Origin of the sequence: Pseudomonas sp. WS 5410 (genome assembly GCF_012985645.1) — a bacterium.
GTDB classification, from domain to species: domain Bacteria; phylum Pseudomonadota; class Gammaproteobacteria; order Pseudomonadales; family Pseudomonadaceae; genus Aquipseudomonas; species Aquipseudomonas shahriarae.
The window spans coordinates 109202-122980 of record NZ_JAAQWS010000001.1; the positions used below are offsets into that span (position 1 = coordinate 109202).

General features: G+C 60.9%; 13 protein-coding genes. 4 read left to right on the forward strand and 9 right to left on the reverse strand.

Annotated elements, in window-relative coordinates:
• Positions 1 to 45: 45 nt before the first annotated feature.
• Both HBO24_RS00495 and HBO24_RS00500 read left to right on the forward strand, forming a co-directional pair.
• Positions 46 to 1380 (forward strand): MFS transporter, encoded by a 1335-nt coding sequence (locus HBO24_RS00495; protein WP_170059105.1) that lies wholly within the window; start codon positions 46 to 48, stop codon positions 1378 to 1380.
• Between the two features lie 39 nt (positions 1381 to 1419).
• Positions 1420 to 2667 carry an OprD family porin gene (locus HBO24_RS00500; RefSeq protein WP_170059106.1) on the forward strand — a complete coding sequence of 416 codons (1248 nt, stop codon included), beginning with the start codon at positions 1420 to 1422 and terminating at the stop codon, positions 2665 to 2667.
• A 66-nt stretch (positions 2668 to 2733) separates the two neighbouring features.
• Here HBO24_RS00500 and HBO24_RS00505 read toward each other — a convergent pair whose 3' ends face one another.
• The 3 genes from HBO24_RS00505 to HBO24_RS00515 form a co-directional block, all read right to left on the reverse strand.
• A complete protein-coding gene (locus HBO24_RS00505; protein WP_170059107.1) occupies positions 2734 to 3801 on the reverse strand; it encodes a hypothetical protein in 1068 nt (355 codons plus the stop codon).
• Positions 3802 to 3898: 97 nt separating this feature from the next.
• Positions 3899 to 4279: a RidA family protein gene (locus tag HBO24_RS00510; RefSeq protein ID WP_170059108.1), complete on the reverse strand. Its 381-nt coding sequence runs from the start codon at positions 4277 to 4279 to the stop codon at positions 3899 to 3901.
• A gap of 26 nt (positions 4280 to 4305) precedes the next feature.
• The gene (locus HBO24_RS00515; protein ID WP_170059304.1) at positions 4306 to 5442 is read right to left on the reverse strand and encodes an FAD-dependent oxidoreductase; all 1137 of its coding nucleotides are present in this window, start codon (positions 5440 to 5442) and stop codon (positions 4306 to 4308) included.
• Between the two features lie 181 nt (positions 5443 to 5623).
• Here HBO24_RS00515 and HBO24_RS00520 point away from each other — a divergent pair, with 181 nt between their 5' ends.
• On the forward strand, positions 5624 to 6238 hold the full coding sequence (locus tag HBO24_RS00520; protein ID WP_170059109.1) for an XRE family transcriptional regulator: 615 nt from the start codon (positions 5624 to 5626) through the stop codon (positions 6236 to 6238).
• 29 nt (positions 6239 to 6267) lie between these two features.
• Here the strand turns inward: HBO24_RS00520 and HBO24_RS00525 are convergent, their stop codons facing one another.
• Positions 6268 to 7758: an MFS transporter gene (locus HBO24_RS00525; RefSeq protein ID WP_170059110.1), complete on the reverse strand. Its 1491-nt coding sequence runs from the start codon at positions 7756 to 7758 to the stop codon at positions 6268 to 6270.
• 141 nt (positions 7759 to 7899) lie between these two features.
• On the reverse strand, positions 7900 to 8151 hold the full coding sequence (locus HBO24_RS00530; RefSeq protein WP_057438437.1) for a hypothetical protein: 252 nt from the start codon (positions 8149 to 8151) through the stop codon (positions 7900 to 7902).
• Positions 8152 to 8249: 98 nt separating this feature from the next.
• Between HBO24_RS00530 and HBO24_RS00535 the strand changes: the two genes are divergently transcribed.
• Positions 8250 to 9029, forward strand: a complete 780-nt coding sequence (locus tag HBO24_RS00535; RefSeq protein ID WP_170059111.1) for a helix-turn-helix transcriptional regulator — start codon at positions 8250 to 8252, stop codon at positions 9027 to 9029.
• Positions 9030 to 9142: 113 nt separating this feature from the next.
• Here HBO24_RS00535 and HBO24_RS00540 read toward each other — a convergent pair whose 3' ends face one another.
• Genes HBO24_RS00540 through HBO24_RS00555 form a run of 4 tightly spaced genes read right to left on the reverse strand, consistent with a single transcriptional unit; the run spans position 9143 to position 13747 of the window.
• Complete coding sequence (locus HBO24_RS00540) at positions 9143 to 9466, reverse strand: isochorismate lyase (protein ID WP_115128183.1); 324 nt, start codon at positions 9464 to 9466, stop codon at positions 9143 to 9145.
• Positions 9467 to 9500: 34 nt separating this feature from the next.
• Positions 9501 to 10670, reverse strand: a complete 1170-nt coding sequence (locus tag HBO24_RS00545; RefSeq protein WP_170059112.1) for a histidine decarboxylase — start codon at positions 10668 to 10670, stop codon at positions 9501 to 9503.
• Positions 10671 to 10709: 39 nt separating this feature from the next.
• Positions 10710 to 12545 (reverse strand): (2,3-dihydroxybenzoyl)adenylate synthase, encoded by a 1836-nt coding sequence (locus HBO24_RS00550; protein ID WP_115128185.1) that lies wholly within the window; start codon positions 12543 to 12545, stop codon positions 10710 to 10712.
• Between the two features lie 26 nt (positions 12546 to 12571).
• Complete coding sequence (locus HBO24_RS00555) at positions 12572 to 13747, reverse strand: isochorismate synthase MenF (protein ID WP_115129396.1); 1176 nt, start codon at positions 13745 to 13747, stop codon at positions 12572 to 12574.
• Positions 13748 to 13779 lie beyond the last annotated feature (32 nt).

Consider the following 13779-nt stretch of genomic DNA (forward strand, 5'->3'; position numbering starts at 1 on the left):
TACCTGCAGACATTGACTCACAACAACAATAAAGAGAGCACTGCCATGCGTACCCATGACGTTCATTCGATTATCGACAATGCCCCTTTCAATCGCTTCCATTGGCTGGTTGTCAGCCTGTGTGCCTTGCTGTTGATCTTTGATGGCTATGACTTGTTTATCTATGGCGTGGTCTTGCCATCGATCATGCGCGAGTGGGGGCTGACGCCCCTGCAGGCCGGCGCCCTGGGCAGTTATGCGCTGTTCGGCATGATGTTCGGCGCGCTGATCTTCGGCACCCTGGCGGACCGCTTCGGGCGCAAGAAAGGCATCGTCTTTTGCTTTGCGTTGTTCAGCATTGCCACGGTGATCAACGGCTTTGCCAGCAGCCCTATGGAGTTTGGCATCTGCCGGTTTATCGCCGGGCTTGGCTGTGGTGGGCTGATGCCTAACGCGGCGGCGCTGATCAACGAATATGCGCCGAAAAAAGTGCGCAGCACCTTGATGGCCTTCATGTTCAGCGGCTATTCCCTGGGTGGCATGCTCGCCGCCAGTGTGGGGATTTTCATGTTGCCGGCCTATGGCTGGTCGTCGATGTTTTTTGTCGCCGTCATCCCGCTGCTGCTGTTGCCGGTGATTGTGCTGTGGTTGCCCGAATCCATTGGCTTTCTGATCCGCCAGGGCAGTGTAGAGCAGGCCCGAGTGCTGCTTAATCGCCTGTCGCCAGACACCCCGATCAACGCCGGGGATGAACTGCTCATCGCGGACGTCAAGAGCAAGGGCGCGTCGGTGGTGGAGCTGTTCCGGCATGGCCTGGCCATGCGTACGGCGATGATCTGGACCGCGTTTTTCTGCTGCCTGTTGATGGTCTATGCCTTGAGTTCGTGGCTGCCCAAGCTGATGGCCGGGGCTGGCTACAGCCTCGGGTCGAGCTTGTCATTCCTGATTGCCCTGAACCTGGGCGGTATGGCCGGGGCGTTGATTGGCGGGCGGTTGGGGGATCGGCTGAACCTGGTGAAAGTGGTGATCTGCTTCTTTGTTGCCGCCGTGGTTTCCATCAGCCTGCTGGGCATCAACAGCCCGATGCCGGTCTTGTACCTGCTGATCTTTATTGCAGGCGCCACCACCATCGGCACGCAAATCCTTCTGTATGCGGGGGCGGCGCAACTCTATGGCTTGTCGATTCGCGCCACTGGCCTGGGCTGGGCCTCCGGCATCGGGCGCAATGGCGCCATCGTCGGCCCACTGTTAGGCGGCGCGTTGATGGCGATCGAGCTGCCGCTGCAACTGAACTTCATGGCCTTTGCCGTGCCCGGTGCCATTGCGGCCCTGGCCATGACGGTATTCGCCTTGAATGAGCGGCGCACCGCTATCCGGTTGCCCGCCGCCCAGGCGCTGTAACTGTCCGACCTGTCGATAATAAAAACAAAGAGCAACGACATGCACACACAACGTATCTGGCTTTCCCTGCTAGGGCTGCCCCTTGCGGCAACGGCGGGCGAGGGTGGTTTTTTCGCGGGTTCCACGGCTACCTTGCAGGCCCGCAACTATTACTTCAGCCGCGACTTCTCCGATATTGTCGGCGCCAACCAACAGTCCCAGGCCCAGGAGTGGGGCCAGGGGTTTATCCTGACTTACAAATCCGGGTATACCCCCGGCTCCATTGGCTTTGGCCTGGATGCGCTGGGCACCCTGGGCCTCAAGCTCGACAGCAGTCCGGGCCGGGTCAATAGCGGCTTGTTGCCGGTCAAGGACGACGGCCGCGCTGCCGACGACTACAGCCGCCTGGGCTTGACCTTCAAGGCGCGGTTGTCCAGTAGCGAACTGAAGGTTGGGGAGTTGCAGCCGAACCTGCCGGTGCTGGCCTTCAGTGACATACGCTTGCTGCCGCCGAGTTATCAGGGGCTCAGTCTCAGCTCCAATGAAATCACGGGGCTGACCCTGCAGGCGGGGCACCTGAGCACCACCAGCCTGCGCAACGAGGCCGGTGACGGCAAGATGATCGCCATGCTCGGCCATGTGCCGCAGCGCGGGGCTCAGAGCGATGCCTTCAATTATGTCGGCGGCGACTACGCCTTTAATCGCGAACGCACCAGTGTCAGCCTCTGGCATGGCCAGTTGCAGGACATCTACGCCCAGGACTTTATCGGCCTCAAGCATAGCCAGCCGTTCGGGACGTGGGTGCTGGGCGCCAACCTGGGTTACTACACAGCGCGCGAGGAGGGCGAGCAGTTACTCGGCAAGATCGACAACCAGTCGTTTTTCTCGCTGCTGTCGGCCAGGCGCGGTGGCCATACCTTTTACGTGGGGTACCAGGCGATGTACGGCGACAGCGCCTTCCCCCGGGTATTTGCCAATGTCACGCCATTGGGTAACGAAGTCCCCACCTACGAGTTTGCGTATACCGACGAGCGCTCCTGGCAGGTGCGCTATGACTACAACTTCGCGGCATTCGGGGTGCCGGGGCTGACTACCACGGTGCGCTATATCACCGGCGACAACGTCAACACCGGCGGCGGCTACGAGGGCCGGGACCGCGAGCGTGACCTGGATATCGGGTATGCCGTGCAAAGCGGCGTGCTCAGTGGCCTGGGGATTCGGGTACGCAATGTGATGGCGCGCTCAAACTACCGCAGCGATATCAATGAGAACCGGTTGATCCTCAGTTACACCTGGACGCTGCTTTAGACCCTGACCGAGCAGGGCCCCAGGCCTTGCTCGGTTAGCTTTTGTGTGCGGCGCAGGTGTACCGAATCATCTACCGTTACTGGCCAGCCACAATCCCCCTACGCGTAGCCAACCCACGACCACTGCACCAATCAGCAAAAAGCCCAGGTAACCGAACAGTGGATAGACCTGGCCCACCAGGCTGACAAATCCCACCAGGCTGCCAGCGAATGCCAATGCACCGAAGGCTGCCGAGCCAATGCGGAATGTACGTGTGCCTGCCGGCAGCAATCGGGCCGAAAAGGAATACAAGGTACCCACGGCCGTATTGACGATCATCAGGAAAATGATCAACGCCATCAGCAGGCCGAGGGCCGGCGAAACCTCAGTGGCGATGGACAGCATGGGCATGGGCAGGTCCGCCACGCTGTCCAGGCGTGACAGCAGACCCAGGCTCATTACCAACATCAACAGCCCCAGTAATGCTCCGCCGAAAATACCACCCCAGATCGCCTGTTTCTCGGATTTGGCGGCGCCGCCCATGATCGCCAGAAACGGCACCCCGGCCACGATGTTGTAGGACACATACAACAACGCGCCCAGCAGCCAATGGCTCGCGCCAGGGGCTTGCTGGCTGGCCAGTTGGTTGAGCGCACCGAAACTCAGGCCCCGGGTGGCGACGCCATACAGGGCCACGCCTGCCGCTGTCAGGACCAGCAGCGGTGTGACGGCGCCGATCATGCCAATGACCTTCTTCACATCCAGGCACACGATGGCGACCACGATCAGCGTCACCCCAGCGCTGCCGAACAGGGCGGGAATGCCGAACTGCTGTTCCAGCAGGGCGCCACCCCCGGCCAGCATGACCACCGTTACCGCAAACATGAAAAAGGTGATCATCAGGTCGACAAAGGTCCCCAGGTAGCGTCCGCACAATGCATGCACTACGTCCTTGTGGGACTTTGCCCGCAGCCGGCTGCCCATGCCCGCCAACGCCATGCCGAGAAAGATGAAGAGCGTGGCGCTGACCACCGAACCCAGCAGCCCCCAGACGCCGAAATCCACGAACATCAGTAGCAGCTCCCGACCGGAGGCGAACCCTGCACCGACAATGACGCCGACAAATGCGCCGGCTATTTTCAGACTTTCTTTCATGACGACTTCCCTCAAATTATTGTTGTTATCGCTCAGGGGGGGAAGGCCACTGCTCATGGCCTACCGGGGCATCGCTCTGGCAAACGGCAGGGGTAGATCAACGGGCGCCGACCCACGCCTGGACTTCGATTTCGACATCGACGCCCAAGGCCAATTGGGCGCCGCCGACCGTGGAGCGCACCGGGAAGCCACCGTCGAAGTGGCGCTTATACACGTCGTTGAAGCCCGCGAAATGCTGCATGTCCGACAGCCACACGGTGGCCTTGATCACCTGCTCGAAACTTGTTCCACATTCGGCCAGGGTTTCGCCGATGCGGGCCATGGCCGCCTCGGTCTGCTCGCGGATATCACCGAGCACCACTTCGCCCAGAGGGTTCATGGGGACTTGCCCGGAGAGGTACAGGAAATCACCGACCCGAATGGCCTTGGAGAACGGGTAGGGCAGGTGGCTGGGGTAACGCTGGAAAGTGTCAGACATGCTATGCACCTCATTGGGGGGATGAATTAACGCAAGCGGCCAGGGGCCAGGCGTTGTGGCTCGACGCCCTGGTGGCGCAGGGTCTCGGGAAGGGGAAGATCGAGTAATTGGCTGCAGGCCAGTTGCGATACACCGGCTGCAGACTGGATGCCGTAACCGCCCTGTGCCGCCAGCCAGAAGAAGCCTTCGCAATGATTGTCCCAGCCGACCACCAGGTCACCGTCGCCGACGAATGAGCGCAGGCCGGCCCAGCTATGGCGTGGGCGGCGAATGGTCAAGGAGGTGGCGGCCTCGATGTGATAGATGCCGGTGGCGATATCCAGCTCTTCAGGCATTACATCTTGTGGTGGGACAGGATCGGCATTGGCCGGTGAGCCCAGCAATTGGCCAGCGTCGGGTTTGAAGTAGAAGCTTTCGTCGATACCGATCACCGCCGGCCAGCGGGAGAAGTCCGTGTTTTCGGGGCCGTCGAAGGTAAAGGCGGAGCGTCGGCACGGTTGCAACCCAACGGGCGGCACGCCGCACTGCTGTGCGACCTGATCGGCCCAGGCGCCTGCGGCATTGACCAGGTGGCGCGCGCGCAGTTGGCGGCCGTCGGCCAGTACCAGGTGCCATTGAAGGCCTTCGCGGGTGGCGACATTCAGTTGGGCATCGCAGTGCAGCACCCCGCCGGCCCGCCGCATGGCCCGCAAAAAGCCCTGGTGCAGCGCATGCACGTCGAGGTCGCGGGCATCGGTCTCGAGCATCGCCCCGGCAACCGCCTCGGGGCGCAGGCACGGCACCAATGCCAGGGCCTGCTCGGTATCAATCAATGACACGTTGCCGGCCTGCGCCCGGCTGGTGGCGAAGGCTTGTTGCAGCAGGGATTGCTGCTCTTGGCCGGCGATGTACAGGCAGCCGCGCGGCTCCAGGAGTGCATGTTCGGTGAACGCGGCGGGCGGCTGCTCATAGAAGCCTCGGCTGGCGCGGGTCAGGGCCTGGATCTGTGGCGTGCCATAGCTCTCCATGAACATTGCAGCAGAGCGCCCGGTGGCGTGGTAACCCGGCTGGCTTTCACGTTCGAGCACCACGACACTGGCCTGGCCGGCCAGGCGATAAGCCAGGGAGGCCCCCGCAATACCACCGCCGATGATGGCGAAATCGAAACATTCGCTGTTGGGCACTGCGAGTACCTCCTGTCTCTGGGGAAGGAACGACATGCCCTTTCCTGTGTTTTTATAATTCTCAGATAAGAGAAATGTAAGATATGAGAATTTTCCAGTCAACCCACAACCATGAGGTATTATTCCTGCCCATGCCCTGGCTCAGCTCCAGGCACCGTTTTTTGTACGACAGAGAGCCTGCATGAGTTCCGATTGCGCCTCGGGTTCCACAACCCATCCCTTGATAGATCGCGCCCAGGTTGGCGCCCGCCTGCGTGTGATCCGCAAGCACCAGAAGTTGACGCTCAAACAACTGTCCGAGCGCTCAGGCGTGGCTTTGTCGACCTTGTCGAAGATGGAACTGGCGCAGGTGTCGGTCAGTTATGAAAAACTGGCGGCTGCGGCGCGGGCCCTGAATATAGATATTGCCCAGCTGTTCAGCCCGACCAGACAAGGTGTCAGCGCCCAACAGCCTACGGTGGTCAGCACCGCCATCGACGGTGCGGCCAGCTACAGCACGGGCAATTATGACTATCACCCGATGGCCGGGGATTTCCCCGGGCGCAGCATGACGCCCATGTATGCGCGGATCTATGCGCGGGAACTGGGTCAATTCGAAGACTACATCCGGCACCCGGGGCAAGAGTTCGCGGTCGTCCTGTCAGGCCGCGTGCGCATTCAATTTGAAACCGGTGAATCCCTTAGCATCGGCTGTCGTGAGACGGCCTATTTCAATAGTGCAATCGGCCATATTTACCTGGCGGAAGGCGAGGATGGCACCGCCGCCGAAGTGATGGTGGTGATGTCGGAGTCCTGAGGCGCTAAGGCGTTTTTGGGCAGTGACCTCTACCGGTGCCCTGCAGTGATTGCCTGGTCTTTGGAGTAACACCGGATCACCCGCAGGGCGGTAAAAATGGCAACGCCGGGCGCGACCGCAAACACACCGAACAGCCAGCCGGCAGCATTGGCCGTGCCGGCGACGCCTGCGGGATGCGTAAGGCCGGCAAGGTTTGCCACCATGCCGGCGAGGGCCGCACCGAGGGCGGTGGCGAACAGTTGCACAGTAGTAATCGACGCGCCTGCCAAGTCCTGCTCGCTGGCAGTCGTCACCTGAAATACCCGGGTCAGCAAATGCGGCCACGCCAGCCCGACGCCAAACCCGACGGCGACGAGCGCCAGGCAGATCGGCGTGACCGTCAGCCAGCCACCGCTACTTTCGACGCGAATCAAAACGGCCAGTGCAGCCATGCCCGTCAAGCCAAGGATTGGGCCGGCAAGGATCGCGCGCCTGATGCCTTTGCCATGTGCCCCGGAACTTGCGATTGAGCCCAGCGTCCATCCGCCCGCCATAAGCGCCGCGAGGTAGCCGGCGGCGAGCGGCGATTGATGGTGCAGGACCTGGAGGAAAAGTGGCACGAAGATCTCGCCACTGGTAACGGCCACCGCCAGCAAGGACAGGGTTGCATACAGCACTCCCAGCGCGGAGGTGATCCTGAAGGCGCCCGTTGGCAGCAGTCGATGGCGGGCGCGGCTTTCTGTGACTATCAGCAGGCCAGTCAGGAGCGCGGCGGCACCCAGGCCGGCGATGTTCCAGGCGAGTGTTGACGAGACGCTGGCGGCTGAAACAGCGAGCACGGCCGACGTCAGGAACACCAACTGGGCCAGAGGGAGCGGCAAGCGTTGTGATCTGATGGCGTTGCGTTTGGGCAACACCACGGCAGCCAACAGGGCGAACAACCCGGCGACAGGGATGAGCGACCAAAAAGCTGCGCGCCATACGCCGAGTTCAGCGAAGACGCCACCGACCGCCGGGCCGATCAGCGTGGCCACTCCCCACATGCCCGACACCAACGCCATCGCTCGCGGCCACAAGGTTTCATGGAACACCAGGCGGATCATCGCGTAAGAGAGCGCGAACAGAAAACCGCCACCCAACCCCTGGATCAGACGGCCGGCCAGCATCACGGGCATGGATGGGGCAAACGCACAGATCAGCGCACCGGCTGCAAACACCAGCGTGGCGAGGGTGTAGGCGCCGCGTGCCCCCAAGCCGACCAGGAGCCTGGCTGACAATGCTGAGCCAAGGATCGAGGCGGTGACGAACAGTGTGGTGTTCCACGCGTAGTAGTCGATGCCGCCGATGTCCCGGACAACTGAGGGCAGGATCGTAGTCGCAATGTAGACGTTGATCGCGTGGAGCACGACGCCCCCTGCCAACGCCAGGGAGCGCACGCCATTGGCGCCAGAGAGGAGGGTGGCCCAACCTGCATTTGGAGGGTCATCGACCTCTGGTACCGGTTGCGAACGTTGATCTGGTGAGGTGTGGTGGGTATTCATAGGGAGGCCACGTTGCGATTCAGGCACTCCTTATAAAACCTCAAGTATGGTTAAGGTCAAGACGCGGGTCAGCCTCCATCTCCAAGTACAACTGGCCTTTCAAAAGACCTTGCAAGGGATAGCCCTGTGGGCAAAAGCTCATCAATGTGCATCCACCAGACGCTGCAAGGCGCCATCACGGATCGCGAGCACTTCAAATAGTCCCAGGGCACGCAGGGCCGGCAGGCTGTCGATCAGGTCCTGCTCGGCAGCGCTGCGCGCCGCGGGCGTGGAGGTAGGGGCGGTCCACACTCTGGCGTTGATCAGGAAGGCGCCAACGCTGCCTTTACGAATCATGACGCCGTTGCGTTGTACCTGGTTTTTGTCATCGGGCAGCATATCTTCTGCGCGCATGGTGTTTCCTCGCTAGGTGTTGAAGACCTTGACTATAAGGGCGTAGTGTTGGCTGATTTACGTTATTGAAGACAATCAATATCCCAATGAAGCCACTCATGCCAGCTGCCTTGATTTCCCCCGCCGAGGCGTCCTCGGCCGAGGATCCGTTGATTGTTGCAGTGATCCGCAAGGAGCTTGAACCACGGGTTACCGAGCGCCACGGCCATGCGCGGGGCCAGTTGCTTGGCGCAACGTCGGGCCTGCTTTCGGTGGATGCCGGCACCAGTCAGTGGGTGGTGCCTGCGACACATGCCGTGTGGATCCCGCCCAATATCTCCCACGGCGTGCGTTCCCATGGGCCGTTTGCCGGTTGGAGCGTTTACGTGCGCGAACTGGCGTGCATTGATTTACCCGAAACGCCATGCATCCTTGCAGTGTCCGGGCTTCTGCGAGAAGTAGTTGCCCGTGCTGCGGGGTGGGGAGCCAAGCCTCTGGACCAGGCGCAGTCGCGTTTGGCCGGTGTAGTGCTTGATGAAATACAGACTCTGCCCCGGGTGGCCCTGGGTTTGCCGATACCTCAGGACGCCCGGTTGCGCAAGATTGCCCAGGCGCTGTCGGATCACCCCGATGACGAGCGCGGCCTGCAGGCCTGGGCGACCTGGGTGGGGATGGCACCGCGCACGCTGACACGGCGCTTTGTGGTGGAGACCGGTTTCAGCTTTACCGAATGGCGTCAGCGGGTGCGCGTGCTAAGGGCCCTGGAAATGCTTGCGGCGGACATGTCGGTCACCCGTGTGGCCCTGGAATTGGGCTACGAAAACGTCAGCGCTTTTATTGCACTGTTTCGTCGCACGTTCGGTGTTACACCGGGTCGCTACTTTGCAAACTACCTTTGAGGCCGGGCGCGCCCTAGCCGGGATCCGGTCCCATACGGGCAGCGGTCAATTGTATGTAAAGCTCGGGGCGGGGGATTGCTGTGCCCCCCGCGCCTTGGCCGCTTGATCGGGCTTTATGCTTGGGCCCTCTCGGGATAGGTCGCGCGCCAGTGCAGAATCTGCTCCTGAATGTTCCAGTGAATAATCTGCTCGTAGAGTTTTTCTACAAACGCTACGTCGAACCCCGCTTCCATTGCCCATTCCCGCCGCTCTTGCAGCATCGCCGCCACCCGCTCCGGGGCCGGGATGTCTTGTTCATTGGCTTTGAATTGTGCGGCAGCTTTTACATAGCGCAGGCGTTTTTGCAGTGATTCGAGGATCTGGCGATCGAAGAAGTCGATGCCTGCTCGAATGTCGTTGAGGTTTTCGCACGCGTCAGGTGCTTTGAGTGGCTGCATGGTGTGTCTCTATCAATAGATGAGTGAGCCGTCTTTAACCGATGGCTCGTTTGGATGTTTTCCCGGATTGCCAGGCTGTCAGTTGGGTCTCGGCAATCACCTCATCAATCAAGGCATCAATCATGCTGTTGTCGTGATGATGGGGCGTGGTGATCAGGTGGGCCGTATTGCCGGAGGTGGCCAGGCAGTATTTCTTGACGATTTGCTCTGACGGGCAGGGGAACACCACAGTGATGGAGTTTTTGTTGCGCCAGGCATCAATCCCCGCAGCCTGGAAGCGCTCGACCGAATATTGCGCGGCGTCCAGGCTGCGCTTGATCCGGTGGCGCCAATCGGCCAGTGACTGACTGCGCAGCGCCGCCCACATCATCAGCGGGGTGTGGCCATTGCGCGAGCCGCTGATGGTTTTGTCGTGAGCCAGGATGTAGTCCACCTCCACCGTAATACGCGCGACGTTTTTGCGTTTGGCCACGACGATTCCGCAGGGAATGGGCGAGCCGATCATCTTGTGGCCGGAGACGCAGATGGAGTCGATCCCGTCGGCGAACGAGAAGGGTTGCGGGTGCTCGACGAAAGGCAGGATCATCCCGCTCAGCGCGGCGTCGGCGTGCAGGTAGTAATCGTGACGGGCAATTCCCGCCTGTTGCAGGCGTTGTTGGATGAGCGCGATGTTATCGACGGCGCCCCGCAGGGTGGTGCCGATATTGGCGAAGATGATCGGGTGGCGTTCCTGGTCAGCGGCTATTTTGACCATCAGGTCGTTGTAGTCGATTTCGCCATTGGGCAGGGACTCGACGGCACGGCATTTGATGCGCAGCAGTTTGACGATTTTCGCCACGGAGTAATGGGTGTCTTTGGAGTAGTACAGGGTGCCGTCCGGGAACAGTTCGCGGGCCAGGTAACAGCCGAACATGTTGCCTTCGGTGCCACCGTTGGTGACGTAGCCCCAGCTGTCTTCGAGTGCGATGTTGAACAGTTCGCAGAAGTAGGTCATGACGTCCTTCTCAAAGTCGAACGAGTTCAGCAGGTAGTTGCTGTACTCGTTCCAGTCCCCGCAGTTGTTGATCGAGAACTGCAGGAAGCGATGCAGCTGCGAATAGTCGAAGTCGGCGGATTCGGGGTAGCCGATATTGAAATATTGGTTCGTCACGCAGTGCTGCCAGAAGCTCTCAAGCTTACGTTGGTCGGCAGTGGACAAGGTCATTTTCAACTCCTTTTAAATTGACTGGGCGAAGCCGCTCGATCAGGCGGCTTTCTGCCGTGTGTCTACCAGCGACCACCAACTGGCGAGCGTGGGTGAGTCAGCCAGCTCTTCGAAGCTGACGGCGATGCCACGCTCTTTGAGTTCGGCGGCGAGTTTCATCACTTGCAGGGAGTCGAGACCGTAGAAAATCAGGTTTTCTTCCGGGTCCAGGTCTTCGCAGTCTTCGACCAGTTGCAGCACGCGGGTTTGCAACCAGGTGCGCGTGGTTTCCGCTGCCAGGAGCTGGCGCAGGTACTTTTTGTCGATCTTGCCCACGGCCGTCAGTGGCATGGTTTCGATGAGCCGGATGCGGTCCGGCAGCTTGTATTCGGCGATGCCCAGTTCCATCAAGTGACGGCGCAGCGTGGGCGGTTTCAGGTTGGGGTTGCGCGACACGACGAAGGCGCAGCTCTTCTCCCCCAGGCGGTCGTCGGGCATGGCCACCAACCCGGCGTGGGTCACGTCCGGGTGCAGAACGATGAGGTTTTCGATTTCCTCCGAGGCAACTTTTTCACCGCCACGGTTGATTTGGTCCTTGACCCTGCCGACCACGCGTAAATCGCCGGTGGGCGTGAGCTGGACGAGATCGCCGGAGTAGTAGTAACCCTCATTGTCGAATGCCTGGGCGTTCTGCTCGGGGCTGCGGTAGTAGCCGCAGAAGGTATAGGGGCCACGGGTGGCGAGCATGCCGGGCTCACCGTCGGCGACGGGGATGCCTTGTTCGTCGACGATTTTGATTTCGTCGCCAGGGCTGATGGGCCGGCCTTGGGTGGTGAAGATCTGTTCGTCGGAGTCGTCCAGGCGGGTGTAGTTGATCAATCCCTCAGCCATGCCAAACACCTGTTGCAGCTTGCAACCGAGTACGCCGGGAACCTGCTGGGCCAGCGAGTCGGCAAAGCAGGCGCCACCGACCTGGAGGAATTCCAGGGAGTGCAACTGTTCCCGATGTTCCGGCGCTGCCTGCAACCACAACGCGACGGCGCTGGGCACCAGGGCCACTGTATTCACTTCATGACGCTGGATGAGCGCAAAGCAGGTCAGCGGCTCCGGGCTGGGGGCCATGATGATAGCGCCGCCGGCATAGAGGACGCCCAGAGCGCCGGGCGAGCTGAGCAGGAAGTTATGCGCTGCGGGGAGGGCGCACAGAAAGCGCGTCTGTGCTGTGAGCTCGCAGACTTGCGCACTCGCCCGGGCGTTGTAGTGATAGTCGTTATGCGTACGCGGGATAAGTTTGGGTGTGCCCGTGCTGCCGCCCGACAGTTGGAACAACGCCACTTCACCGGGCTCGGTGGGGGAGAAGTTCGCGGCGCGTCGGCCTGAGGTTTCAATCCACTCAGCCAGATTGTTTTCGTGACGTGATTCACCCAGCAGCAAGGTGATCTCAGGGTTGGTACCGACCTCCTTAAAGTCGGCGATATAGCTGTCGTTGCGGAACACTTCGTGCTCGCGGGAGGCGATCAGCAGCCGTGGCACGATTTGTCTGGCGTAGCTCTTGAGCTCCAGTTTTCGGTGGCAGTAGAGCGCGTTGAGGGGCGCGATCCCTGCCTTTAGCAGGGCAAACAGGACAATGTAGAACTCTGCGATGTTGGGCAGTTGCACCAGGGCGGTGTCGCCTTTGCCTAGCCCGCTAGCGGCCAGTCGGGTGGCCAGGTTGGAGGAGAGTTGATCCAGCTCGGCGTAGCTGAAGCGGCGCTCACCGCAAACGATCGCCAGTGCGTGGGGTTGCGACTGGCTGCGGGTTTGGAGAATGTGGGTCAGCGGTTTGTCGATCCAGTAGCCCTCGTCCCGATAGCGTTGCGCTCTGTCCAGGGGCCAGTGGTTAAATTCAATAGTCATAGTGTTCACAGGTCAGAAAGTTCGAGTTAGTGGGCCAATCCACAGGCGCGCAACATGGTGCCGAGTTTGGTCTGGACTTCTGTCCATTCGGCGTCGGGGCTGGACGCTTCGACGATGCCGGCGCCGGCGAACAGGCGAACGCTGTTGCGCTTGACGGTGCCGCAACGGATCGTCACAACCCATTCGCCATTGCCCTGGGCGTCGCACCAGCCGACCGTGCCGGTGAAAAGGCCGCGCTCAAAGGGCTCGACAAAGCGGATCAGGCGTCGCGCGCGCTCAGTGGGAAAGCCGCAGACGGCGGGCGTCGGGTGTAGGCGGCAGGCAAGCTGCAAGGCTGACACGCTTGGGTCGGCCAACGTGCCTTCGATGCGGGTGGAGAGGTGCCAGAGTGCAGGCGTGCTGATGAGGGAGGGGCGCGGTGGCACGTGTAGTTGGGTGCACAGCTCGCCAAGTTGGCTGACGATGTCCTGCGTCACAAAACCGTGTTCGTAATGATCCTTGTCCGAGGTTGACAGCCAGTCGGCGTTGCGGCGGTCGGCTTGCGGGTCGGCCATGCGCTTGGCCGATCCTGCCAGCGGGTTGGACAGGAAACTCAGGCCTTCCTTGCGCACCAGCAACTCGGGGCTGACGCCGATCAGCGTAGAACCATCGGGCATCGGTACACGGAAGTGATAGCCGCAGGGGTTCTGCGCCCGCAGGTTGGTTTGCATGGCATTCACGTCCACATCCTGGGCGAAGACCAATTCGCGCTGCACAGACAGCACAGCCTTGCGTACGTCGCTCAGGCGGAAGTTGACGATGGCGTGTTCCACCGCGCGCTTAAAGGCGTGCTCGTCCGGCATATTTTTCTGTTCGATGAGTTCAGGCAACGTGGCCGTGTTAATGGGCGCGAGGGTGTTGCGGGGTTGCCAGTGCGCATGCTCGGGGATGTAGAGGCAAGAGGCTTCGCAGGGATCGAAGGGGATTGCACCGACGATAATAGGGTTGCTCTGGCCGGCCTTGCGCGCCCGCTTGAAGGCCTGCGCAATGGTTTTTTGAAACAGGCTATTGGCGTCATCGCCGCCGATGGCCGGTGTTTCGATTCTCTGCAGTGTCCCGGTGACCGCTAGCTCACGGTCGCCGGAAGTGAATGAAAAACTTCGTTTTTCATCAAAGACTTGCACCTCATCTATCGCGTTCGTTCTAAGGGTACCCGTTCTCATTTTGGGGAAAGCCTCCGTGGCCATTGAGTCAA